At 39.8% G+C, this 23,021-nt stretch carries 22 protein-coding genes; 16 read left to right on the top strand and 6 right to left on the bottom strand.

Annotated features, from left to right (window positions below):
* The first annotated feature begins 303 nt into the window (after positions 1–303).
* From AC27I2_RS10110 to trpA, 6 genes are read left to right on the top strand one after another with little or no spacing between them, the layout of a single operon-like run.
* Positions 304–1,872, top strand: a complete 1,569-nt coding sequence (locus AC27I2_RS10110) for an anthranilate synthase component 1 (protein ID WP_487204201.1) — start codon at positions 304–306, stop codon at positions 1,870–1,872.
* A 1-nt stretch (position 1,873) separates the two neighbouring features.
* The gene (locus tag AC27I2_RS10115; protein ID WP_487204202.1) at positions 1,874–2,476 is read left to right on the top strand and encodes an aminodeoxychorismate/anthranilate synthase component II; all 603 of its coding nucleotides are present in this window, start codon (positions 1,874–1,876) and stop codon (positions 2,474–2,476) included.
* A 10-nt stretch (positions 2,477–2,486) separates the two neighbouring features.
* A complete protein-coding gene (gene trpD / locus AC27I2_RS10120; RefSeq protein ID WP_487204203.1) occupies positions 2,487–3,524 on the top strand; it encodes an anthranilate phosphoribosyltransferase in 1,038 nt (345 codons plus the stop codon).
* On the top strand, positions 3,517–4,881 hold the full coding sequence (gene trpCF, locus AC27I2_RS10125; RefSeq protein ID WP_487204204.1) for a bifunctional indole-3-glycerol-phosphate synthase TrpC/phosphoribosylanthranilate isomerase TrpF: 1,365 nt from the start codon (positions 3,517–3,519) through the stop codon (positions 4,879–4,881). The genes trpD and trpCF overlap by 8 nt, the downstream gene beginning before the upstream one ends.
* 7 nt (positions 4,882–4,888) lie before the next feature.
* Entirely contained in the window at positions 4,889–6,073 is a 1,185-nt protein-coding gene (trpB, locus tag AC27I2_RS10130) for a tryptophan synthase subunit beta (RefSeq protein WP_058552009.1), read from the top strand.
* The gene (gene trpA, locus AC27I2_RS10135) at positions 6,070–6,891 is read left to right on the top strand and encodes a tryptophan synthase subunit alpha (RefSeq protein ID WP_487204205.1); all 822 of its coding nucleotides are present in this window, start codon (positions 6,070–6,072) and stop codon (positions 6,889–6,891) included. Before trpB ends, trpA begins: the two co-directional genes overlap by 4 nt.
* A gap of 73 nt (positions 6,892–6,964) precedes the next feature.
* Here the strand turns inward: trpA and AC27I2_RS10140 are convergent, their stop codons facing one another.
* Both AC27I2_RS10140 and AC27I2_RS10145 read right to left on the bottom strand, forming a co-directional pair.
* Complete coding sequence (locus AC27I2_RS10140; protein WP_487204206.1) at positions 6,965–7,543, bottom strand: type 1 glutamine amidotransferase domain-containing protein; 579 nt, start codon at positions 7,541–7,543, stop codon at positions 6,965–6,967.
* A gap of 208 nt (positions 7,544–7,751) precedes the next feature.
* Positions 7,752–8,021, bottom strand: coding sequence for an HU family DNA-binding protein (locus tag AC27I2_RS10145; RefSeq protein WP_487204207.1), 270 nt, complete (start codon positions 8,019–8,021; stop codon positions 7,752–7,754).
* A gap of 171 nt (positions 8,022–8,192) precedes the next feature.
* On the opposite strand from AC27I2_RS10145, the gene ispZ reads away from it, so the two are divergent.
* Together ispZ and AC27I2_RS10155 are read left to right on the top strand one after the other, a co-directional pair.
* Positions 8,193–8,768 (top strand): septation protein IspZ, encoded by a 576-nt coding sequence (gene ispZ / locus AC27I2_RS10150; protein ID WP_487204208.1) that lies wholly within the window; start codon positions 8,193–8,195, stop codon positions 8,766–8,768.
* A gap of 62 nt (positions 8,769–8,830) precedes the next feature.
* Entirely contained in the window at positions 8,831–9,472 is a 642-nt protein-coding gene (locus tag AC27I2_RS10155; protein ID WP_138530000.1) for a CPBP family intramembrane glutamic endopeptidase, read from the top strand.
* Between the two features lie 54 nt (positions 9,473–9,526).
* On the opposite strand, the gene AC27I2_RS10160 is transcribed toward AC27I2_RS10155, so the two are convergent.
* On the bottom strand, positions 9,527–10,951 hold the full coding sequence (locus AC27I2_RS10160) for a sodium-dependent transporter (protein ID WP_058551806.1): 1,425 nt from the start codon (positions 10,949–10,951) through the stop codon (positions 9,527–9,529).
* A 189-nt stretch (positions 10,952–11,140) separates the two neighbouring features.
* Here AC27I2_RS10160 and AC27I2_RS10165 point away from each other — a divergent pair, with 189 nt between their 5' ends.
* The 6 genes from AC27I2_RS10165 (at position 11,141) to AC27I2_RS10190 (ending at position 15,437) form a co-directional block, all read left to right on the top strand.
* A complete protein-coding gene (locus AC27I2_RS10165) occupies positions 11,141–11,443 on the top strand; it encodes a YciI family protein (RefSeq protein WP_058404391.1) in 303 nt (100 codons plus the stop codon).
* A gap of 155 nt (positions 11,444–11,598) precedes the next feature.
* Positions 11,599–11,859 carry a PepSY domain-containing protein gene (locus AC27I2_RS10170; RefSeq protein ID WP_487204209.1) on the top strand — a complete coding sequence of 87 codons (261 nt, stop codon included), beginning with the start codon at positions 11,599–11,601 and terminating at the stop codon, positions 11,857–11,859.
* A gap of 2 nt (positions 11,860–11,861) precedes the next feature.
* Positions 11,862–12,536 (top strand): response regulator transcription factor, encoded by a 675-nt coding sequence (locus AC27I2_RS10175; protein ID WP_487204210.1) that lies wholly within the window; start codon positions 11,862–11,864, stop codon positions 12,534–12,536.
* A complete protein-coding gene (locus AC27I2_RS10180) occupies positions 12,530–13,867 on the top strand; it encodes an ATP-binding protein (RefSeq protein ID WP_138529994.1) in 1,338 nt (445 codons plus the stop codon). Before AC27I2_RS10175 ends, AC27I2_RS10180 begins: the two co-directional genes overlap by 7 nt.
* The gene (locus AC27I2_RS10185) at positions 13,854–14,264 is read left to right on the top strand and encodes a hypothetical protein (protein WP_138529992.1); all 411 of its coding nucleotides are present in this window, start codon (positions 13,854–13,856) and stop codon (positions 14,262–14,264) included. The genes AC27I2_RS10180 and AC27I2_RS10185 overlap by 14 nt, the downstream gene beginning before the upstream one ends.
* 102 nt (positions 14,265–14,366) lie before the next feature.
* Entirely contained in the window at positions 14,367–15,437 is a 1,071-nt protein-coding gene (locus tag AC27I2_RS10190) for a flavin monoamine oxidase family protein (RefSeq protein WP_138529990.1), read from the top strand.
* A 38-nt stretch (positions 15,438–15,475) separates the two neighbouring features.
* Here the strand turns inward: AC27I2_RS10190 and AC27I2_RS10195 are convergent, their stop codons facing one another.
* Complete coding sequence (locus AC27I2_RS10195) at positions 15,476–16,510, bottom strand: AI-2E family transporter (protein WP_058404385.1); 1,035 nt, start codon at positions 16,508–16,510, stop codon at positions 15,476–15,478.
* 170 nt (positions 16,511–16,680) lie between these two features.
* Between AC27I2_RS10195 and AC27I2_RS10200 the strand changes: the two genes are divergently transcribed.
* Complete coding sequence (locus tag AC27I2_RS10200) at positions 16,681–17,571, top strand: TIGR01777 family oxidoreductase (protein ID WP_138529988.1); 891 nt, start codon at positions 16,681–16,683, stop codon at positions 17,569–17,571.
* 143 nt (positions 17,572–17,714) lie between these two features.
* Positions 17,715–18,878 carry a GGDEF domain-containing protein gene (locus AC27I2_RS10205; RefSeq protein ID WP_487204211.1) on the top strand — a complete coding sequence of 388 codons (1,164 nt, stop codon included), beginning with the start codon at positions 17,715–17,717 and terminating at the stop codon, positions 18,876–18,878.
* A 108-nt stretch (positions 18,879–18,986) separates the two neighbouring features.
* Here the strand turns inward: AC27I2_RS10205 and AC27I2_RS10210 are convergent, their stop codons facing one another.
* Both AC27I2_RS10210 and AC27I2_RS10215 read right to left on the bottom strand, forming a co-directional pair.
* Positions 18,987–21,536, bottom strand: coding sequence for a glycoside hydrolase family 3 protein (locus AC27I2_RS10210; protein ID WP_487204212.1), 2,550 nt, complete (start codon positions 21,534–21,536; stop codon positions 18,987–18,989).
* Complete coding sequence (locus AC27I2_RS10215) at positions 21,536–22,810, bottom strand: sugar MFS transporter (RefSeq protein WP_487204213.1); 1,275 nt, start codon at positions 22,808–22,810, stop codon at positions 21,536–21,538. Before AC27I2_RS10215 ends, AC27I2_RS10210 begins: the two co-directional genes overlap by 1 nt.
* Positions 22,811–23,021 lie beyond the last annotated feature (211 nt).

Consider the following 23,021-nt stretch of genomic DNA (forward strand, 5'->3'; position numbering starts at 1 on the left):
AAATACTATGAACAATTCAAACCTAAACACAATCTGGTGGTGGCACTCGTAATTATCGGGTGATGAATTGTCGTGTCTGACAAAATTTCAAAACCCGCAAACATGCGGGTTTTTTTATAACTAAATTTTAATAAATACATAATAAATTTGAGGCAGAAAAACATGAATAACGGTCTTACTCTTACACATCATTGGTGGTGGCTGGAATAGCGGGACGGTAATGATCTTTTTGTAATTTAGATACGTTATTCAAACCCCGCATTGCACAGCATTGCGGGGTTTAATTTTTTGAGGGAATGAGGTTTGATTTTTAGTCATATAACAACTACACCGGGTGAAGTAACCAGTATTACGCAAACACGCGATTACATCAGTAGCCCACTTGCATTATACGCAGCGCTTGATAAACCCAACTCACTGCTCCTTGAATCAGCTGAAATTGATTCTAAAGACAGTGTAAAAAGTTTAATTTTAGTCGATTGTGCATTACGCATCGTTTGCCAAGGCAAAACAGTCATAATTACAGCCCAATCAAACAACGGGCAGCAGCTGTTAAGTTACTTACAAGCTAATGTTAAAAACTGTAAAGCCGAGCTAAACGATACAAGCCTAACCCTAAATTACTTAAGTACACATAACAACATTGATGAAGCCAGTAAATTAGTAGCGGATAACGCATTTAGTGCCCTACGAACCTGTATAAACTCAATCAAAAGCACCACTAACAATCCATTCTCTTTATTTTTAGGCGGTGTATTTGCCTACGACATGGTTGCAAACTTTGAACAGTTAAGTGATGTGCCCGATGGCGAAAACAGCTGCCCTGACTATGTATTTTATTTAGCTGAAACACTCGTTGTAATTGATCATCAAAAACAAACCACAGAACTGATTGGTAATGTGTTTAACGGCCCAGACGTTCACGCAAACTGTTTTGAAGTAGGTAAACAACTGGAGCGATTAAACAGTCTTTGCGATAACGCAGCCCAGTACAGCGCCCCATTAAACAAAGGGGAATGCGACGTTAGTGTAGACATAAGTGACGAGACTTACTGCGAGCAAGTTGTAAAACTAAAAAAGAACATCGTTGACGGTGATATTTTTCAGGTTGTTCCCTCTCGAACTTTTTCTCTGCCTTGCCCTAACGCTTTACATGCGTACAGCCAATTAAAACAGCAAAACCCAAGCCCTTACATGTTTTACATGCGCGACGAAGAGTTTGCTTTATTTGGTGCATCGCCCGAATCGGCACTTAAATATGATGTTAATAACCAACAGGTAGAAGTATATCCAATTGCAGGGACTCGCCCTCGTGGTAAGTTTGCTAATGGGCAAATAAATCCTGACTTGGATAGTCGTATTGAGCTTGAACTTAGAAACGATCAAAAAGAACGGGCAGAACACCTAATGCTTGTTGACTTAGCCCGTAACGATGTAGCTCGCATTAGTGTTGCAGGTACTCGTCATGCAAAAGAGCTCTTAAAAGTAGACCGTTATTCGCAGGTTATGCATTTGGTTTCACGTGTTGTTGGCACATTAAAACCAGAACTAGATGCACTGCATGCTTACCAAGCATGTATGAACATGGGTACATTAGTAGGCGCACCCAAAGTACGTGCCGCAGAACTTGTTCGCCAAACAGAGGGAAAACGACGCGGCAGTTACGGTGGCGCAGTGGGTTATTTAACCGGTGATGGCGCAATGGACAGCTGTATTGTTATTCGCTCTGCTTTTGTTAAAAACAACATGGCCTATGTTCAAGCTGGGGCTGGGGTTGTATTTGATTCAGACCCGCAATCTGAAGCTAACGAAACACGTGCCAAAGCGCAAGCGGTCATTACCGCCATAAAATCAACTTACGAGGCGGTATAACATGAGTGCATCACAGCCAATCAAAATTTACTTTTTAGATAACTTTGACTCGTTTAGCTACAACCTAGTAGACGAGCTAACCATGTTAGGCGGTGAACTTGTTGTATACAGAAATAACATAAGTGCCGACATTATCTTTAATAAAATGAGCCAAGAGCAAGGCCAAGTTTTACTTGTGCTTTCACCAGGTCCAGGCACACCCAGCGATGCAGGCTGTTTGATGGATCTTATTCAGCTGTGTAAAGGCCATTTTCCAATGCTTGGTATTTGCTTAGGGCAACAAGCTTTAACACAAAGTTATGGCGGAGTAATCGGTCACGCAGGTGAAACCGTACATGGTAAGTCGTCAATCATTGAATTAAACGCACATCCTGTTTTTGAAAATATTGGCGAAACAATGCCGGTAGCACGTTACCACTCATTAATGGCCACGAAGGTGCCCGATAGCATAGACGTAATAGCACAATATCAAGACATTCCAATGGCTATTTATCACCATGGTGACAGTGCGTTGGGTTACCAGTTTCACCCTGAATCAATACTAACGCCTAATGGTGCCTTGTTGCTGCAACAAAGTGTTGCTTACTTAACAACTAAAAAATAAAGAGAACATTATGAGTACACAATTACCCACTTCCCTTAATGTTCAAAGCGCTATTGAACAGTTAATTACAAAGCAATCACTCAACTACAGCCAATCAAAAGCGCTATTTGATGAAATTATGCAAGGTAATATGAGCGATATCGAGCTAACAGCATTACTAATCAGTCTTAAAATGAAAGGTGAAGTTAGTGATGAAATAGCCGGAGCTGCAGCATCCATGCGTGAAAACGCAGTCGCGTTTAATAGCACCTGTAAACAACTTGCAGATAGCTGCGGCACCGGTGGCGATGGGTCAAACACAATTAATATCAGTACCACAGCCGCTATTGTTGCAGCTGCAGCAGGTATCAACGTGGTAAAACACGGCAACCGCAGTGTATCGAGTAACTCAGGCTCTGCCGACTTACTCAAAGCGCTCGGTATTAATATAGATATGAGCCCAGAACAAGCAGCAAAATGCCTTGAGCAAACACACTTTACGTTTTTGTTTGCGCCTCATTATCACAGCGGTGTTCGTCATGCGATGGGCGTACGTACTACACTCAAAACACGTACAATTTTTAATATTTTAGGCCCTCTTGCTAACCCAGCGGCACCTGATGTGCAATTACTAGGTGTTTACGACGAGTCGCTATGTATGCCTATGGCACAAACGCTTAAAACATTAGGCACTAAACGCGCAATGGTCGTGCATGGTTCAGGCACTGACGAAATTGCTCTTCACGGGTCAACGCATGTTGTTGAATTAAACAACGGTGAAATAACCCAGTACACGCTCAACCCAAGCGACTTTGACCTTGCAAACTATTCACTTGAACAACTAGCAGGTGAAGGCCCACAATATAACGCAGATGCAAGTGTTGCTATTTTACAAGGCAAAGGTACTGACGCCCATAATGCCGCTATTGTGGTCAATGTTGCTGCACTTTTATACCTAACAGGAAAAGCCGATTCGCTTAAAGATGGCGCTCAGGCAGTACACTCACTTTTAAGTTCAGGCAAAGCCATGGACACATTAAATGCAATTATTGAGGTAAGTCATGGCTAATGTATTAGACAAAATTGTTGCTGATAAAAAACTAGAATTAATCGAACGAAAAGCCGCACGTCCGCTTGAAAGTTTCAAAGATCAGGCTGTGCCTACCAGTCGCGATTTTTATAGCGCATTGGCAGCACCGGGGATTCAATTTATTTTAGAGTGTAAAAAAGCATCCCCTTCAAAAGGGTTAATAAGAGAACCTTTTGATTTAACCGAAATCACTGCAGCATACAAAAAATATGCAAGTTGCATGAGCGTGCTCACCGACACTAAATACTTTCAAGGTAGCTTTGATTATCTTGAGTTTGTTCGCAGCCAAGTTGAACAGCCTCTTATCTGTAAAGACTTTTTCATAGATGAGTATCAGGTTTACATGGCCCGCATTTATGGTGGCGATGCAATTTTACTTATGCTTTCGGTACTTAATGATGAAGAATATACAGCACTTCACACAGTGGCTGATTCGCTCAATATGGCGGTGCTTACAGAAGTAAGTAATGAAGACGAAGTACACCGAGCACTTGCCCTAAATGCTAAAATTATTGGTATTAATAATCGTGATTTACGTGATTTAAGTACCGATTTAGCAACTACTGAGAGACTGCGTAAATTAATACCTGAAGATAAAGTCGTTATCTCTGAGTCAGGTATCTATACCCATCAAGACGTTAAACGCTTAGCTCCGCTGTGCGATGGCTTTTTAATTGGCAGCTCGCTGATGGCCGAAGCTGATTTAGAGCAAGCATGTCGCCGTGTTATTTTGGGTGAAAATAAAGTGTGTGGGCTTACTCGCAGTCAGGATGCGCAAGCAGCGTATAATGCTGGCGCCATATATGGCGGTTTAATTTTTCACCCTAAATCTCCACGCTGTGTTGATTTAGATTGCGCCCAAGCCATAACGCAATCAGCACCACTAAAATTTGTAGGTGTTTTTGTTGATGAGCCAACAGAGAAGGTTGCTCACGCTGCAAGTGTGTTAAAGTTAGCGGCAGTTCAATTACATGGCAAAGAAAGTGACGATTACATTAAATCGTTGCGTACACAGTTACCAAACAACTGTGAAATTTGGAAAGCACAAGCAATTAAAGATGCGCTACCTACTCCTATCAATGGCGTTGACCGACACTTGTACGACACTCACAGCGATACACAAGCTGGTGGCACAGGTAAGGTATTTGATTGGTCAGTACTTCGCGATGCAACAACGCCATTTATGCTTGCTGGTGGCTTAAATCCAGACAATATAAAAGATGCGCTTTTTCAAGGCGCTTTAGGCCTTGATTTAAATTCTGGAGTTGAAGACGCTCCAGGTAAAAAGTGCCCAAACAAATTACATCATGCTTTTACAAGTATCAGAAATTATTGAGGTTAAAATGCAAAATCCAGCTTATTTTGGCGAGTTTGGCGGTATGTTTGTACCCGAGTTACTTGTCCCTGCGCTTAAGCAGTTAGAAAACGAATTTAACAAAGCGCAAAAAGATCCTGAGTTCCAGGCAGAACTTAGTAAATTATTAAATGAGTATGCAGGTCGCCCTACTCCTCTTACTTTAACGCGTAATTTAGTTAAAAATCCAAAGGTTAAACTTTACTTAAAGCGTGAAGATTTACTTCATGGCGGTGCTCATAAAACAAACCAAGTACTCGGCCAAGCATTACTAACAAAACGCATGGGTAAAAAAGAAGTCATTGCTGAAACCGGCGCAGGTCAACATGGTGTTGCTACCGCTTTAGCGTGTGCACTGCTAGGTTTAAAGTGCCGTATTTATATGGGTGCAAAAGACGTTGAACGTCAACAACCTAATGTATTTAGAATGAAATTAATGGGCGCAGAAGTCATTCCTGTTACAGCGGGTTCTGGCACATTAAAAGATGCCGTTAACGAGGCATTACGTGACTGGTCAGCTAACTACCAAGAAGCGCATTACCTATTAGGAACTGCTGCAGGCCCTCACCCATTCCCAACAATTGTACGCGAATACCAAAAAATAATTGGTGAAGAAGCCAAGCAACAAGTGCTTGAAGCTGAAGGTCGCCTACCAGACGCAGTTATAGCCTGCGTTGGTGGTGGCTCTAACGCTATTGGTATGTTTACCGACTTTATTGACGAGCCTAGTGTAAAACTTATTGGTGTTGAACCTGCGGGTAAAGGTCTAGACACTCATGAACACGGTGCCACTATTTGTAAGGGGACTAAAGGTATACTGCACGGTACATACACTTACATTATGCAAAATGATGATGGCCAAATTGAAGAGTCATACTCTGTATCAGCCGGTCTTGATTACCCAGCGGTAGGCCCACAACATGCATTTTTACATGAAACTGGCCGTGCACAATATGTAGGAATTAGTGATACTGAAGCACTTGATGCATTTCAGTCATTAGCTAAAAACGAAGGTATTATTCCTGCTCTTGAATCAAGCCATGCATTAGCTTATGCGCTCAAATATGCAGAAGAGCAGACGCAAGACAGTGTTATTGTTATTAATTTAAGTGGCCGTGGCGATAAAGATTTAGCACACGTACACAAAGTATTATCTGAAGGAGGCCAGCTATGAGCCAAATTAAGACGGACCGTTATGGCGCTATGTTTGCTGCATTGAATGAAAAAAAACAAGGGGCGTTTGTTCCTTTCGTCACTATTGGCGACCCAGGTAAAGAGCAGAGTATTGCCATCATTAAAAGCTTAATTGATGGTGGTGCTGATGGACTAGAACTAGGTATCCCCTTTTCAGATCCAATAGCTGATGGCCCGGTTATTCAAGCCGCTAATATTCGTGCGCTTGATGTGAATATTAACACCCAAGACTGCTTTGATATTATTAAAGAAATTCGTGAATACAACGCCGATATACCAATAGGCCTGTTACTTTATTCTAACCTAGTGTTTAAGCGTGGCTTAGAAGCGTTTTACAAAGATGCAAAAGCCGTAGGGGTAGACTCTATTTTAGTCGCTGATGTCCCTTTGCATGAGTCTAAAATGTTTAGAAAGGCTGCAATGGACAATGGCGTAGACCCAATATTTATTGCCACGCCTAATGCAAACGACGACACGCTTCGCCAATGTGCTTCATATGGCCGCGGCTATACCTATTTACTTTCACGTGCGGGTGTAACTGGTACAGATACTAAAGCACAAATGCCTGCCGGTAATATTGTAAATAAATTAAAAGAGTATCATGCAGCTCCTGCACTACTAGGCTTTGGTATTTCAACGCCAGAAGATGTTAAATCAGCATTAAATGCAGGTGCAGCTGGCGCTATTTCTGGCTCAGCGGTAGTAAAAATTATTGAAGCAAACCTTAATGATTTAAACGCAATGACTGCGCAGTTAAAAGCATTTGTCAGCGACATGAAAGCCGCAACCGCATTATAATAAGTTTAAATTTACGCATTAAAAAAGGGCATTAAAAATGCCCTTTTTTATTTTAAACTCATACTTAGAAAGCTTAATGAGCTTGGTGTTTACCCTCGAGAACTTCTTCAATAAATTTAGCATTAAAAGCATCTAAATCTTCGGGGCTGCGGCTGGTCACCAACCCTCTATCTACGCACACTTCTTCGTCTACCCAATTGGCACCTGCATTCATTAAGTCACTTTTAATACTTGGGAATGAGGTTACCGTGCGGTCACGTAACTTATTTATTTCTGCCAATAGCCAGGGGGCATGACAAATTGCGGCAACCGGTTTGTTTTTTTCTGCACCAAAAAAACCATCTATGAAGGCTTTTGCATGTTTATCTTGGCGAAGGCTATCGGGGTTAAATAACCCACCGGGTAACATTAATGCATCGTAATCAGCAGAGTTAGTATTTGTTACGAGTTTATCTACTGAGACTTTTTCGCCCCATTTATCTTCATTCCACCCAGTAATTTGACCTTCTTTAATAGAGACTACCTCTATTTTGGCTCCAGCATTCAATAATGCATCACGCGGAGAAAACAGCTCACTTTGTTCAAAGCCATCAGTGGCTAAAATTGCAATTTTTTTACCTTCAAGTGGCGTGCGCGATTGTAATTTATTCATTAGGCTCTCCTTATTAAATAATTAAGTGTTTAGCTCACTTTGTTGTAAGCACATCGGATGCCAGCTTTAACTTACTGAAAATTATTAAAAATTTTAATTTATGATATAGAGCCATGTAAATTATTTATAATTAATGAATAATCTACATGGCGTTTTAAATGGAGCTTTATGTAAATGGAAAAATAAAAAGATAGGTAAACGTGAGGTCTTAAAGGCGATCTTTGAGTGCTTTTGCTGGTTTAAAAACGGCCTTGTTAGCCCCTTCGATTTCAATTGTTTCACCTGTTTGCGGATTGCGACCCGTTCGCGCGGGATAATAGCTAAGTGCAAAGGTACCAAATCCATTAATTTGTACCTGATCGCCTTCAGAGAGCGATTTAGTAATCACTCTTTGCATGCTTGAAAGAGCAGCTTTTGTATCTTTTTTAGTGAGTTCACTGTGTTTTGCCATTTCGACGATAAGTTGAGTTTTGTTCATTTAAGGCTCCTAAATACACGTAAACAATGAATGCGTTTAGCGTGGGAATATAATGATGAATAAATAAAGCCACGCAGGCTAAGGCTTACAGGGCTTTAAGTCAACCTTGTAGTTACCAAGTGTTATGTGGTAAAAACGCTTTAATTTATTTTTGTATAATTTAGGTAGTATATGCACGCACTAATTGAATACATTCCACTCATACTGTTTTTTGCAGTGTTTAAGCTTGTAGATATTTACTGGGCAACGGCTTTATTAATTGCAACGTCTCTCATTCAAGTCGTATTTAGCTATTACAAGCATGGGAAAGTGCCGACCCGCCAGTGGATATTTTTTTCTATTGCTGCCGTATTTGGCACCTTAACGCTGGTTTTTCACGATGAGCAATTTGTAAAATGGAAGGCCACGATTATATACGCTGGTTTTAGCATTATGCTGCTTGTAAGTCGTTATATTTTAAATAAAAACTTAGTAAAAAAAGCCCTAAGTGCCATTTTAGAAAACGCCAACGACACGAATAAAAAAATAATTGTACCCGAACCTTTGTGGAATAAGCTCAATTTAATGTGGGTAGGTATTACTGCGGGCATTGCTGCGCTAAATATTTATATAGCGTATAACTTTTCACTCGATTTTTGGGTGAATTTTAAGGTATTTGGCTTAATGGCCATTACTTTCGTTAGTATTTTTGCCACAATTATTACGCTTTATAAATACCTTCCCGATGATGACGAAGCCGTAAAATAGTTCTCGTCATAAAAGTGTCGTCTTAGCTTGTTAGTTTGTAAAAAAAACAACCTGAGATGACCTTGAACGCTAATCAATACCGTTGGCTAGAATTTACCCTTATATTTATCCTACTACCAATACTGGGCTTTAGCTTACGTCATCATTTAGCCAATTGGCTTTTCCCTGCCCTTATTATTTTAATGAGCGTGTGCGGTATGCTTTTATTAAGCGATCCTCACTTTAAGCGTTTTAGGCTTACCAGCCTTGGGCAGTTCTCTGCTGTAAAAAAGCGTCTGTTTAGCTTCTTTTTTTTAGGCGCCCTTTTCTCAGGTATGTTTTACGGGATCATCCATCAAGAAAACTGGTTTTCCCTGCCTCGTAACTCTTTTAATGATTGGCTACTTTTATTGCTGCTATACCCTGTATTATCGGTTATTCCTCAAGAGCTAATATTTAGAACCTACTTTTTTCATCGTTATAAACACATTATGCCTAAAAAAAGTGTGCGTATAATTGTCAGTGCCACCGTGTTTGCATTAGCACATATTGTTTATGCTAACTTAATTGCAGTAGGCTTAGCTTTTTTAGGTGGATTGTTATTTTCGTATACATATGCACAAAGCCGCTCAACGTTTGTGTGTGTTATTGAGCATAGCCTATGGGGAATTTGGATGTTTACTTTGGGTGTTGGGAGTTATCTAGACTCGGGTGCTTTAAGCTAAATGTTAGGCAAAAAAAAGCCGCGACAAGCGCGGCTAATTTTTGTACTTTACATTTTAAAAGCCAAATAACTTTAAACCAAAGAATTTAGTAGCAACCGTGTTTATAAATATCACGGCTAAAATAAACGGAATAAACGTTGAAAGAGAAAAATTAACGTATTTCTCCATCATGCTACCTTCGTAGCTAGGTGAGCCTAGGCTAAGTTCCTGAGTTAAACGCGCCTTTTTCCAGCGGTACATTACAAACAAACACACCATTAAGCCATTTAAAGGTAATATAGTGTCGTAAAATACATCAATTACAATATCAAAAAAGCTCTTACTGGCACCGCCATAGCTGGTAAACGACGTTAAACTATCAACCATACCAAACGACATTGTGCATATAATTGTTAACACGCCTGTGCTGAGGGTTAAAATACCCAATGCCTTCTTACGGCTGATACCTTTACGATCACTTAATGATGCAGTAGGCACCTCTACAATAGAAACCAATGAAGTGATTGCTGCAAAAAATACTAACAAAAAGAATGCAAACGCTACAGCCGATGCCCCTACATAACCAATATCATTTTGTAATGCTAATAATATTTTAGGTAGGAAAACAAAAATCATTGATACCGACGAGTCTGATAAAGATTCTGGATTTGTGTTTGGGTCAAAACTAAATATAGCGGGTAAAACCATAAGGCCTGCAACAAACGCAACCAATGAGTCTGTTATTGCCACCATTTTTGCACTGCTTACAATATCGTCTTTCTTCGAGATATAAGACGCATAAGTCATTAAAATACCCATACCCAACGATAAAGAGAAAAACGCTTGGCTCAATGCGCCATTGAGTACGCTTGCACTCATTTTTGAAAAATCAGGAATAACGTAATACTCAACACCTGCCAATGCGTTATCAAGCGTTAAAACATAAGCAACCAACGCAAGTAACATGACTAAAAGTGCTGGCATTAATACTTTGGCTGCTTTCTCTATGCCTTGTTTAACACCGCCTAGTAAAATAAGGTTAACAATAACAACCACTACTGCCATATAAGCGAATACGGTATAGCTATTTATAAACGTGCCAAAGTGGCTTGGGTCAGCTAATGCATCTAAGTTACCCATACCTGCTTGTATTAGGTATCCAAAAATCCAAACTGTAATTACCATATAAAAAACGGCAATCATAAAGGGTGTTAATACGGCTAAAAAGCCTGCAAACTTCCATTTTTTATCGTTATTTGCTAGTAAAGTGTATGAGCCAAGCGGATCTTTTTGAGCGTTACGGCCCATGGCCATTTCAGCCATCATGACCGGTAAACAAATAAAAACGACAAATAGAGCATAAATTAATAAAAATGCGCCGCCACCATTTTTAGTCGCAGAAACTGGAAAACCCACTAAATTACCAATACCAACAGCAGACCCAGCAGCTGCCAGTATAAATCCGAGACGGGAGCTAAATCGCTCTCTATTATCGCTCATGTATAAAACCTTTTTATTATTTTGAGTATCTGAGCGACTCTACCAGTGTTAGACAGCGGTTTTCAAGCAAATAACGTTAAAAATAAAATCCAACTGTAAACCTAAGTGTATACGCTTTTGATTCGCCAATTTTCGACGCTGTGGTAGTATTTACATAATAAAATTTAACAACTTTTACGAGAATCCATTATGTTGTACATGATTTATTCAACTGACGTTGAAAACAGTCTTGAATTAAGAAAAGCAGCTCGCCCAGCGCACTTAGAACGTCTGAAAGAGCTTGATGCACAAAACCGACTACTTACTGCAGGCCCTTTCCCCGCTATTGATAATGAAGACCCTCAGGATGCTGGTTTTACAGGCTCAGTTATTATTGCAGAATTTGATTCGTTAGAAGCTGCACGCGAATGGGCAACTGATGATCCTTATGTTTCAGGAGGCGTATACGTCAATACAATTGTTAAACCATTTAAAAAAGTGTTTCCAGCATAAATAACAGCGTGCTGTTGCGAGCTAACCTGTAATTCAGGATTTGTTCACACGTTTTTAATTAAAATTACCAATGTAATTACGGATTTAACGTTTTTACTTGAATTTTAGTAACTTAGTTAATTAAACTAGGGTTATCTGGTCTAGGAGTTTCTGTTATGCGCGTATTATTAAGCCTCATTTTTATTGCTTGTGTTAGCTTTGCTAACAACAGCCAAGCTTCGGCTACGCCCACTAAAAAGGTTGACCAACCGGTGGATAAAAAGAAAGCGGTAATACTTGCTAAACAAAGCATTGGCGGTAAAACGCTTAAAATAACTGAAAAACCAGAGTTTTATACCGTACGAATACTCAAATCTGACGGCCACGTCGTTGATTTACATATTAATAAAAAAACCGGCGAAGTGAAAAAGGATTAAAAATGCGAATCTTAGTTATTGAAGACGATCTACATTTAGCAGACAACTTACGTAATGCACTAGAAAAAGAGCGTTACAGCGTAGACTTATGCCACGATGGTGAAGCGGGTTTATTCCACATCACTGAATACCCTTTGGATATGGCTGTTGTTGATTTAGGTTTACCCAAAATAGACGGTATCGAGTTAATTAACAAAGCCCGTGCACAAGGCGTGACAATTCCGATTTTAATTTTAACAGCCCGTGACCGCTGGCAAGATAAAGTTGAAGGGCTAGATGCTGGTGCAGACGACTATCTGACAAAGCCATTTCATGTTGAAGAATTAGCAGCGCGTTGTAACGCACTTATTCGCCGCAGTGCCGGTAAAGCTAACCCTGAAATGACAGCAGGCCCTATAAAAATTCATACGCGTTCGCAACAAGTATGGGTAGACGACAAAGAGCTAAGCTTAACGGCATACGAGTACAAAGTACTTGAATACCTTATGGTTAACCCACAAAAAGTGATTTCTAAGTCTGAACTTACCGAGCATATTTACGATCAAGACTTCGATCTTGACTCAAACGTAATTGAAGTATTTGTATTACGTCTGCGTAAAAAGTTAGACCCAGAGGGTGTATTAAACCCAGTTGAAACGTTACGTGGCCGTGGTTACAGGCTTAAAAGCCAGTGGTAGGACCGCAAGTATCACTAAAAATAAGGCAAGGATTTATCCTTGTCTTTGTTTTATTGGTGGCACTACCAATTTTATTTTACTCAATTGGTAAAGCGTATTACGCATCCCTCGTCGAGGCCACAGAAAAAACACTAGAAGCACAACTCTACTCTCTGATCTCTGAAGTAGACTTCACTGAGCATGGCATAATTATGCCAAGCACCATATTAGCGCCCGAGCTTAACAGATTAAACTCTGATACTTACGCGATGATCTACCGAGATGATGAGTCAATTTGGCATTCAGAGTCAGCGGTTAATGTAGACTTTGTCCCCCAGCAAATAGAAACAAAAGCGGGTGCCGCCGATTTTAGGCGTGTTGAATATAAAAATACTGTTTATTGGCAGCTAAGCTTAACGGTTATTTTAAATAATATTGACCAATCTGAGCAAGCTCGCTTTATTTTAGTAAAACGCAACGACGCTCTACTTCGTTTAATGGACGGTTTTAAACAAACCTTAGTTGAGTGGATGTTTGTAATGGGGATAGCCATTACAGCTTTAATGGCGGTTGGTTTTATTTGGAGTGCACGCCCACTTCAGCGCTTAGATAAAGAAATAAAGGCCATTGAGTCTGGCGATATTCAAAAAATCAAAGGGCTTTACCCAATAGAATTACAAACTATAAAAGCCGATTTAAACCTGTTACTTGAATCCCAGCAACGACAAAAAGAACGCTACAGAGCATCGCTCAGCGATTTAGCGCATGCTCTTAAAACGCCGCTTGCCGTGCTTAAATCAAGCCCGCTTGCAAATGATGCAGACGCTCAAGAACAGTTAGACCGTATCAATGTGATGATCGAACATCAATTAAAACGAGCCGCCACTGGCGCGTCAGACACTTGGAAGAAACAAACACCCATAAAACCTGTTATTGACTCAATACTCAGTGCAATGGCTAAAGTTTATCGCGACAAAGATATTATTTTTGATTGTATAGTCTCTGATAAAGACTACTTTTTAGGTGACCAAACTGATTTAATGGAGCTGTTAGGCAATTTAATAGACAATGCTTGTAAAGCCTGTCGTTCGCAAGTGACCGTCCAAGTAGTGCAGAGTAAAACGTTATGTATAGGTATAAGTGATGATGGCCCAGGTGTTCCAGAGGATAAGCGTGAATCATTACTTAAACGCGGCACACGCCTGGATACTTATCAAAATGGGCATGGCGTTGGAATGGCCATCGTGTCAGATTTAGTCACTTCGTACCATGGTACTTTGACCATAACCGAAGCTGATAAATTAGGCGGAGCACAATTTATATTAGAGTTTAATTACAATGACAAAAAATAGTACCCGTACAACTTTATTTGCTCTTTTGATACTTTTAATAAGTGTCAATGTAAATGCTAACGATGCTTGCCAATTACCCGACAAGCCAACGATGAATGAGTCGAAGCGCTACATCCAATGTCTTGATACCCAATTAGATAAAGCCAAACAAGAACAAGGTACCTGGGTACAAAAGCGTAAATATGAACTAGTACAATCTGAAGAAGCCACAGGCAATACGCAGGTACTCCAACTATTTATGCGTAGTATAAAAAACAACGAAAAGTACATTGAAAGCGCCTGCCAATGGCGATACATATTACAACTTCCTAACGCAAAAGCAGCCGCTATAAGTTACAAACACTGTGAAATTCAGTTAGTTAACCAATTTACTGAATCATTAAAGCAACCTCTTTAACGCAAATTTACTTAACAACGAAGTTATAATTACACGCTTGACATTATTTAAGCTACAAAACAAACTACCTACCAGTAGATTGATTTAATTAATGAGTAGCTTATGACTAAACCTATACTAATTATTGGAGGCGGGCTTGCAGGGCTTTACGCCGCCACTAAATTGCATCAACGTAATATTGCGTTTTTATTAGTTGAAGCCAAAGCCCAGTTGGGTGGCCGGATTTATTGCGAAGGCTCACTGAGCGCTAGCAATGCGGGCTTTGACCTTGGCCCTACCTGGATTTTCCCTCATCAACCTAAAATTCAGTCATTAGCTAAATCACTCAATTTAACACTGTATGAACAGTACAACCAAGGCGACGTGCTATACCAAGCACCAAATCAAACTGCTCAACAAATTCCAGGCGCTGGCGATATGCAACTGTTTAGGCTCAAACACGGCATGACCACGCTAATAAATAAACTTTACAAGCAATTACCTGCAAAATCAGTGTTATTAAATCACTCAGTCACTGAACTCACAAAAACACATAAAGGCTGGCATTTAACAATAAATAATAATGGCCAAACAGTGCACTACAACACAAAAACTGTGATCACGGCCCTGCCTCCACGCATGATCACTCAACATTTAACGCCCGAGCTCTGGGCAAGCCAAAGGCTCATTAATCGTTTGAATACCACACCTACTTGGATGGCGGGACAGGCTAAATTTGTAGCCACTTTTGATCACGCTTTTTGGCGAGAACGCAATCTATCTGGGCAATGTTTTAGCCGAGTAGGACCTATGGTTGAAATCCATGATGCGAGTGCAGATAACAACAAGCATGCTGCTTTATTTGGCTTTATCGGAGTACCTTATTCAACTCGCAGTAAAGTTACCAAAACACAATTAGTAGAAGCCTGTATTAACCAGTTAACCTATTTTTATGGCGAGGCCGCTAAAAGCCCTACACAGTGTTTTATAAAAGATTGGGCTGAGGATGAATTTGTTGCCAATAACGAGGATAAAACACAACCTTCGCAACACCCAGAGTTTAATTTTAGTGAATTAACACCTGAGCTAAATGAGTTAAATATTCATTTAGTCGGAAGTGAATTTGCAAACAAAGAAGCCGGTTATTTAGAGGGAGCACTTAACGCTGTTGATGACGCATTAAGTGCTATATAGAATTTTAAATGGGGCATAGTGGTAATAAATGCCAGAAGTTAACGTATCGCGTTATCTTCACCACTGCCTAATAATGTGGCGACCCACTTGCCCTCTATGCTGGTTTCAAGACCTATTTTAACAATCATGGTTAATGGGACAGACAAAAGCATACCCACAGTACCAAGTAGCCACCCCCAAAATATTAAAGATAAAAATACAACAAGGGTTGATAGGCCAAGTCCTTTACCTAAAAATTTGGGCTCTACAATGTTACCCATCACCGTGTTTATTGTTAAATAGCCCGCCGCTACCATACCTGCAATTAAAGGTCCTTGAGTTATTAAAGCAAGTAAAACTGCAGGCACAGCAGCAATAATTGATCCAATATTCGGAATGTAATTAAACATAAATGCTAAAACGCCCCACAATATAAAGTAGTCAACATTAAGCACCCACAAATAAATAGATACAATAATACCGGTAGCTAAACTAACGAGTGTTTTTATAGCCAAGTAAGAATTGATAGATTCTAAAAAGCGGTCAATTTGCTTCATTTTACTGTCGGGATCTTCAAGAGCCATATGTATTTTATTGCTAAGAAGCGGGCCTTCAAACAGCATAAAAATAACCGTTAAGATTATTAAAAACATGTTTGCCATTACTCCACCAAGTCCTGTCAGCATGTTCGTTGCAACATCAACCATTTTACCTGGATCGAACATCGAAATAAGTTGTTCTTTATTAATTAAAATATTGTATTGCGAGGCTAGGTCGACCAGCCAGATAAACTCTTCTTTAAGTTGCGCTTTATATTCGGGTAGCTGCTGAGAAAAATCGTTAATTGATTGACCAACTAAGCCACCTAAACTGACTCCCAGGCCAACAATAATGAGTACCACAAGCATCACTGCTATGCCTTTTGGGATTTTATAACGTGCAAAAAATTTAATCAGTGGATTACATATAATGGCAATGAATGCAGCTAATATAAACGGAATAATAATTACACTTGCGGCTTTTATTCCTGCTAATACCACCACTAAAGCAGCAAAAACAATTAAGCTTTTATTTACACCTGTCAAACCAGCCAATTTATTAATCCTTTTATTATTTATATGCACACAGTGTAAGGCAAAACCTAATGAAATGAAATAATTACGAAGTGATCATAACCCTTAGTCGTTCGTATAAAGTTCAAAAGCTAAGTGCTAGTGAGTATAAATTTAAAACACTTGCTACAATTATAATTTAAGGATTCAACATGCATATTTTTGTTACAGGTGCCACTGGGCTAATTGGCCAACATTTATGCCCTTTTTTAGAGCACCACAACACGGTTACAGTACTAACCCGTAATACCACAAAAGCACATGTTTTATTGGGTCATAAAATTAAGGCTGTCACTAACATAAGCGATGTTGATTTTAATACCGTAGATGTTGTTATTAATTTAGCAGGTGAGCCCATAGTTAATAAACGTTGGAGCGATAAACAAAAACAAATCATACGCGATAGCCGCATTAATATAACGCAGCAAATTAGCCATGCTATTGCAACAAGTACCACTCCACCTCATACGTTCATATCAGGCAGCGCTATTGGCTATTACGGCAGACAAAGCAATAAGCGTATTGATGAAACCTTTACTGATCCCCACGACGAATTTAGCCATCAACTGTGTAAAGATTGGGAAAACGTAGCGTTAAAAGCACAGTCTGAAAAAACACGAGTGTGCCTATTACGATCCGGCATTGTGTTAGCTAAAAAAGGCGGTGCGTTGAGTAAAATGCTCCCTGCATTTAAATTGTGCTTAGGTGGACCAATAGGTGATGGCGAGCAAGGCATGTCGTGGATTCATATAGACGACATGACACAACTTATTTTATACATAATGAAACACCCTGAAATTTCGGGCCCAATTAATGCCGTTGCACCAAACCCAGTTAGCAATGCAGAATTTAGTAAACGCTTGGGTAATGCGTTATCTCGCCCCGCTTTTATGCCCATGCCTGCATTTGTTTTAAAGGTATTAATGGGCGAAATGTCTGATTTACTTACTACGGGGCAATTTGTCCTACCCACTAAAGCGCAAAAGCATAACTATCGTTTTCATTATGAAACCGTTAAATCGGCCTTAGATAATTTGGTTTAGCTGGTGTTAATTATCCTCAACGTATACTCTGTCCAATAACAACATGGGTAACTACTACTATTTACCCATATTGACCTTTTAAACTTAATACCTAATACTTAAGCTAACTTTAGTATACTTACCCATTTAAAAAGAGAAAAACAATGCTACACCTGCCTACCGTTATTGGTCTCTCTTTTGTACTTAACTTACTAATAGGGTTATTTTTTTTATCAGTCCACAGTTATAAAAAACAATCTTCTTTTTTAATTTTTGGTTTTGCGTGCATCGCATTTTCATTTGCTGAATTATTGGCTTGTTTAAAACTAGTAATTAACTTTCCCTTTATTACTGGCTATTTAGCGAATATTTTTATAATACTCAGCCCATTTTTAATTATTCTTGGACTGCATAAATACAAATACAGCAAATCATTAAACTTACGCCCAATTTACTACCTTCTGTTATTTACTGCGGTGGTTTTATTGTCGGTTTACCCATACTCTGCAGCTCAAATGTTAACTAGCTTTATCATTGCCGGCTTATATTTATTTTCTGCTTACACCATTAGTACCATGGACTTTGTTGCAACCTTGCAAAAAAAAGCCTTAATTACCTGCTTTTTAATCCATAGTTTACTTATGTTTGTTCAAACAGCACTGCTTGCCTTACCTATTTTGAGCGTAAGCGCTACAACCTACTTAGAACCTTTAGAGCTCATTTTAAGTAGTCATTTAATTTTGGCCACTTGCAGTGCATTGTTACTCCCTTATTTATTAGCATCTAATACAGAACATACGCTTGCCAGCATTGCTAATACCGACGTGTTAAGTCAGCTATTTAACCGCCGTGGTTTTTTTACTAAAGGAAAAAACGCGTTAAGTTTGCCACTTTACCAAAACAAAAGCGTGTCACTTATTTTGCTCGATATTGATTTTTTCAAACGCGTTAACGACACCTATGGGCACGAAGCTGGCGATCAAGCAATAAAGTGGATAGCGCAGCATGTGAAATCACAATTTTTGAATGAAGAAATATCAGCCAGAATCGGCGGCGAAGAGTTTGCCATACTGTTACCAGACTGCTCATTAAGTGATGCGAGAAATAATGCCGAAGAACTACGCGAAAGCATAAGCTGTTATCCATTTTATTACGAGGGGCACGATATAAATTTATCGGTGAGTGCAGGCGTAAGTAGTGCCATAAACGGTGAGCTGACTATAAAAGAATTATTAGCCAACGCCGATAAACGACTGTACCTAGCTAAAGAAACAGGCCGCGACAAAGTAGTTACCTACGATGAAAAAAGCCTACTTTTACAAGCTTAATTACCAATAAAAGTATATTTATTGGTGTATTTTGAATCATAAAAAAAGCCCTTCGATGAAGGGCTTTACTACACACAACAATTTATTTCTAATTAATTTGGCACACTCTTATTCACATTTAAGCGTTGCTTTATCTGCTTTGTTTGGTACAAATTGAATATCTGATACCGATACTGACGCTTCACCGGAACTGTGCAAACTAAATGGACTTGTTAAGCTTGCAAAGTTTACGCCTTTGTCAGCAAAGCATTTAAGGTCAATCGATACTGACTGCCATTTGCTTAGTAAACTAGTATCTACCACGTTAGAGAGGTTAATACTCTCACCACATTCACCCGAACACATTGCAAGTGAAAGTTCATTGCCAAGCGGTTGATTAAGCTTTATATCAAAACTAATAACACCATTTGCTTCAACATAAGTAATGGTATCTTCAGCAAAGCTCGTTACTATTTCAGCACTCGCTTTTTCGCTTCCGTCAAAGTTAAACTGGCGGGCATCTTCTTGCACAACCTTATCTTCAGTTCGGTATTTTATAGCGCCAAATTCATGGGTACTGCTCGACACATCTAATAGTTCATCGCCTGATTTGAGCAATAAACGCCATGGTGCTACCGGTGCTCCCACTAAAATATCCATACTCGTTAGTGATGAATTATCTAATTGCGAGTTTTCATCTAAATTATCGGCAAGTACATTTTTATCACCATAGGTTAAACCAAAGCCATAAGGTAGTAATGGCGAGTAATCATCGTCTCCCTTATTTACAGTTGTTTGAACTGCCGTTTTAGGCCATGAAAAAGACAGCTTGCCTTTAAAGTTGTGTTTAATACTGCCGTCGGCTCCTTTTAGTAGTACATCAGCAACACCGCCGCCTTCAGTACCAGGTAACCATGCGGCGACAAACGCATCAGATGCATTAAGTTCACTATTTACCCACATTGGGCGACCAGAAATAAACACAGAAACAACTTTTATTCCTTGTGCTTTTAATGATTTGAGCAACGCTAACGATTTTTTATTGCCGCGCTCAAATTCAAGGTTATCTCTGTCACCATGGCCTTCCGCGTAAGGCTCTTCACCAAATACAACAATGGCTACATCTGGGCGCTGCTCAAACGCGCCATCATCACTGAGAGTTACTTTACCACCAGCTGCCGTAACTTGCGCTTCTAAGCCTTTATAAATTGACGTGGCTCCTGGGAAGTCAGCATTTTTATTGTTAGTCCCCTGCCAAGTAATACTCCACCCACCAGACTGTTTACCGATATTATCCGCACCGTCGCCGGTGATCAGTACATGTTGATTTGGCGCAAGCGGCAATAAGTCATTTTTATTTTTAAGCAATACCAGTGACTCACGTACTGCTTGTCGTGCTACTTCACGGTGTTGTTGTGCGCCAATTAATTCTGTTTTTCCTGAATATAAGCGGTTAGCTGGGCTTGGTTTGTCAAATAAGCCCGCACGCAGCTTAACGCGCAGTACACGTGCTACAGCGTCGTCAATACGTGCCATGCTAATTTCGCCAGATTTAACTTGCGCAATGGTATTTTCGTATAGTGGTTTCCAAGCGCCCGTTGGCACCATAAATATATCTAGCCCAGCATTAATAGCTTGTGGGCAGCTATCGTTAGTACAGCCTTTGATTTGTCCGTGACCATTCCAATCACCAACTACAAACCCGTCAAAACCCATGCGTGTTTTTAATACATCGGTCAGTAAATATTTATTACCGTGATTTTTAACACCGTTCCAACTGTTAAACGACGCCATTACAGACTGACTACCCGCCGATAACCCACCTACATAACCTTGGGCGTGTATGTCAAATAACGATTGTTCACTGTCGATATTGTTACCTTGATCGTCACCATCAACAGTGCCGCCATCACCTAAAAAGTGTTTAACAGTACTAATGACACGTTTATCACTTAAAAAGTCTTCATCGGCTTTACCTTGCAAGCCATTTACAATAGCTGCTGAGTATTCACGCACTATAGCGGGATCTTCAGAATACCCTTCATAGGTTCTGCCCCAACGATCATCTCGAACAACTGCAACTGTTGGTGCAAATACCCAATCAATACCGGTAGCCATTACTTCTACCGCAGTTACTGAGGCTATTTTTTCAATAAGTTCTGGGTTATTCGCCGCTCCGAGGCCAATATTATGGGGAAATAACGTAGCACCAATCACGTTATTATGACCGTGCACTGCATCGGTGCCCCACATAGTCGGAATTTTGCTGCCATCTAAAGAGTCATCAACAGACGCCTGATACATTTTCTCAGCAAGCGCTACCCAATCTTGTGGTGTAGCATGTTTGTCCCCATTAGGAAACGCCCCCCCACCGTTTAGGTAAGAGCCAAAACCATATTTACGCATGTCTTCTACGGTAATATCACGTATTTCAGGCTGAATCATTTGCGCTACTTTTTGCTCAAGCGTCATTGATTTTAGATAGCTGGCTATTTGCGATTCAATCTCAGCCTCTTTTTTTACAGCTATATTAAGCTTTGGCCATATTTGCTCAGCACTTGTCTGCTCTTTATTGGTATTAACCTCTGTACCATTATCATTAGAACAAGCCGTTATAGTTGTTACTGATGCAATAAGTGTTGCTAATGCAATTTTATTAAGCGTAAAACGTGTGTTCATTATAAAGTCTCCTTAGCTTGAACGGGTTTACTACCGCTTAAGCCATAAAATACGATGAATATGTAACATAAAACCGGTAAAAAATACGAAAGTTGAACACCCATGTAATCTGCAAATGCACCTTGTATAAGCGGAACAATAGCACCACCTACAATTGCTAAACATAAAATACCAGACCCTTGAGCAGTGTGTTTACCTAAGCCATTTAGCGCTAAGCTAAAAATAGTAGGAAACATAATTGAATTAAATAAACCAACTAATAAAATTGACCACATGGCTAATTGTCCCGATGTGCTCATAGCAATAATCACTAAAATAATAGCCATTGTGCCGTTAAAACCAAGCACTTTGCCTGCAGGTAGTTTTTGCATAACGGCGGCACCAATGAAACGTCCCACCATGGCACCACCAAAATAATAAGTGATGTAATGCGCTGCTAAATGCTCTTTTAATCCAGCTATATTCTCTTGTGCTAAAAAGCTCACCAGAAAGCTGCCAATAGCAACCTCTGCGCCAACATACATAAATATGCCTACCGCACCCAATACAAGGTGGCGATATTGCCAAGCACTTCCTTCAATAGTATCTGACTTTTCAGCCGCTTCTTTTTGCTCGCTCATGATGTCTGGTAGTTTGAGCCATGCAAAAATACCCGCTAACGCAATTAACATTGCAGCAAGGATTAAGTAAGGAAGTTGAACCGACTCTGCATTTTGCGCAGGTGTTAAAAAAGCATCTGAGGCAGAGCCTAGTATAAGTAATGCCCCAAATGATGGCGCAACAGTAGTACCAAGCGCATTAAATGCTTGCGTTAATGTTAGACGAGAAGACGCTGTTTTTTCAGGTCCCAACAAGCTCACATACGGATTGGCAGATACTTGCAATAACGTAATTCCGCTTGCTAGCACAAATAGCGCAAATAAAAATACAGGATAATTGTGCATTTGAGCCGCAGGGTAGAATAATACACAACCTACTGCAGCGATAAGTAATCCAACAACAATACCCTGCTTGTAACCTAGCTTTTTAACTATGTGACCGCTGGGAATAGATACTAAAAAGTAAGCGCCAAAAAAACAAAACTGTACAAGCATAGCCTGCACATATGTTAAATCGAATACCGCTTTTAAGTGCGGGATTAAAATATCATTTAGGCAGGTAATAAAACCCCACATAAAAAATAGTGTTGTTAACGATGTGAGTGCAAACCCATAATTATTACCGCCTGTGTTTTGCGATTGTGTGTGTGATGTCAGTGGTGCTGAACTAGCCATGTGCTCTCCGCAATTTATTATTATCGTTAACCTTCTATGGATTATTAATAAATTGGCGGCTAAGCCATGCTATTAAAGAGTTGACCTGAAGGTTAATTAACATTAATCTTAAAAATGTAAGCGCTTTCACAGTTAATTAAATACGAACATGTAACATAATTCAACAATTTTTATTTTTTTATCAAGTCCAGAGTCAGCTACGGGGCACTAA

It is taken from the genome of Pseudoalteromonas sp. NH0006-46 (assembly GCF_057547735.1).

Coding starts and splice junctions, on each gene's coding strand:
- AC27I2_RS10205 (WP_487204211.1), top strand. CDS start 17,715: ATGCTACACCTGCCTACCGTTATTGGTCTCTCTTTTGTACTTAACTTA.
- ispZ (WP_487204208.1), top strand. CDS start 8,193: ATGCACGCACTAATTGAATACATTCCACTCATACTGTTTTTTGCAGTG.
- trpCF (WP_487204204.1), top strand. CDS start 3,517: ATGGCTAATGTATTAGACAAAATTGTTGCTGATAAAAAACTAGAATTA.
- AC27I2_RS10170 (WP_487204209.1), top strand. CDS start 11,599: ATGCGCGTATTATTAAGCCTCATTTTTATTGCTTGTGTTAGCTTTGCT.
- AC27I2_RS10190 (WP_138529990.1), top strand. CDS start 14,367: ATGACTAAACCTATACTAATTATTGGAGGCGGGCTTGCAGGGCTTTAC.
- AC27I2_RS10140 (WP_487204206.1), bottom strand. CDS start 7,543: ATGAATAAATTACAATCGCGCACGCCACTTGAAGGTAAAAAAATTGCA.
- AC27I2_RS10115 (WP_487204202.1), top strand. CDS start 1,874: ATGAGTGCATCACAGCCAATCAAAATTTACTTTTTAGATAACTTTGAC.
- AC27I2_RS10145 (WP_487204207.1), bottom strand. CDS start 8,021: ATGAACAAAACTCAACTTATCGTCGAAATGGCAAAACACAGTGAACTC.
- AC27I2_RS10210 (WP_487204212.1), bottom strand. CDS start 21,536: ATGAACACACGTTTTACGCTTAATAAAATTGCATTAGCAACACTTATT.
- AC27I2_RS10160 (WP_058551806.1), bottom strand. CDS start 10,951: ATGAGCGATAATAGAGAGCGATTTAGCTCCCGTCTCGGATTTATACTG.
- trpD (WP_487204203.1), top strand. CDS start 2,487: ATGAGTACACAATTACCCACTTCCCTTAATGTTCAAAGCGCTATTGAA.
- AC27I2_RS10200 (WP_138529988.1), top strand. CDS start 16,681: ATGCATATTTTTGTTACAGGTGCCACTGGGCTAATTGGCCAACATTTA.
- trpB (WP_058552009.1), top strand. CDS start 4,889: ATGCAAAATCCAGCTTATTTTGGCGAGTTTGGCGGTATGTTTGTACCC.
- AC27I2_RS10165 (WP_058404391.1), top strand. CDS start 11,141: ATGTTGTACATGATTTATTCAACTGACGTTGAAAACAGTCTTGAATTA.
- AC27I2_RS10175 (WP_487204210.1), top strand. CDS start 11,862: ATGCGAATCTTAGTTATTGAAGACGATCTACATTTAGCAGACAACTTA.
- AC27I2_RS10215 (WP_487204213.1), bottom strand. CDS start 22,810: ATGGCTAGTTCAGCACCACTGACATCACACACACAATCGCAAAACACA.
- AC27I2_RS10185 (WP_138529992.1), top strand. CDS start 13,854: ATGACAAAAAATAGTACCCGTACAACTTTATTTGCTCTTTTGATACTT.
- trpA (WP_487204205.1), top strand. CDS start 6,070: ATGAGCCAAATTAAGACGGACCGTTATGGCGCTATGTTTGCTGCATTG.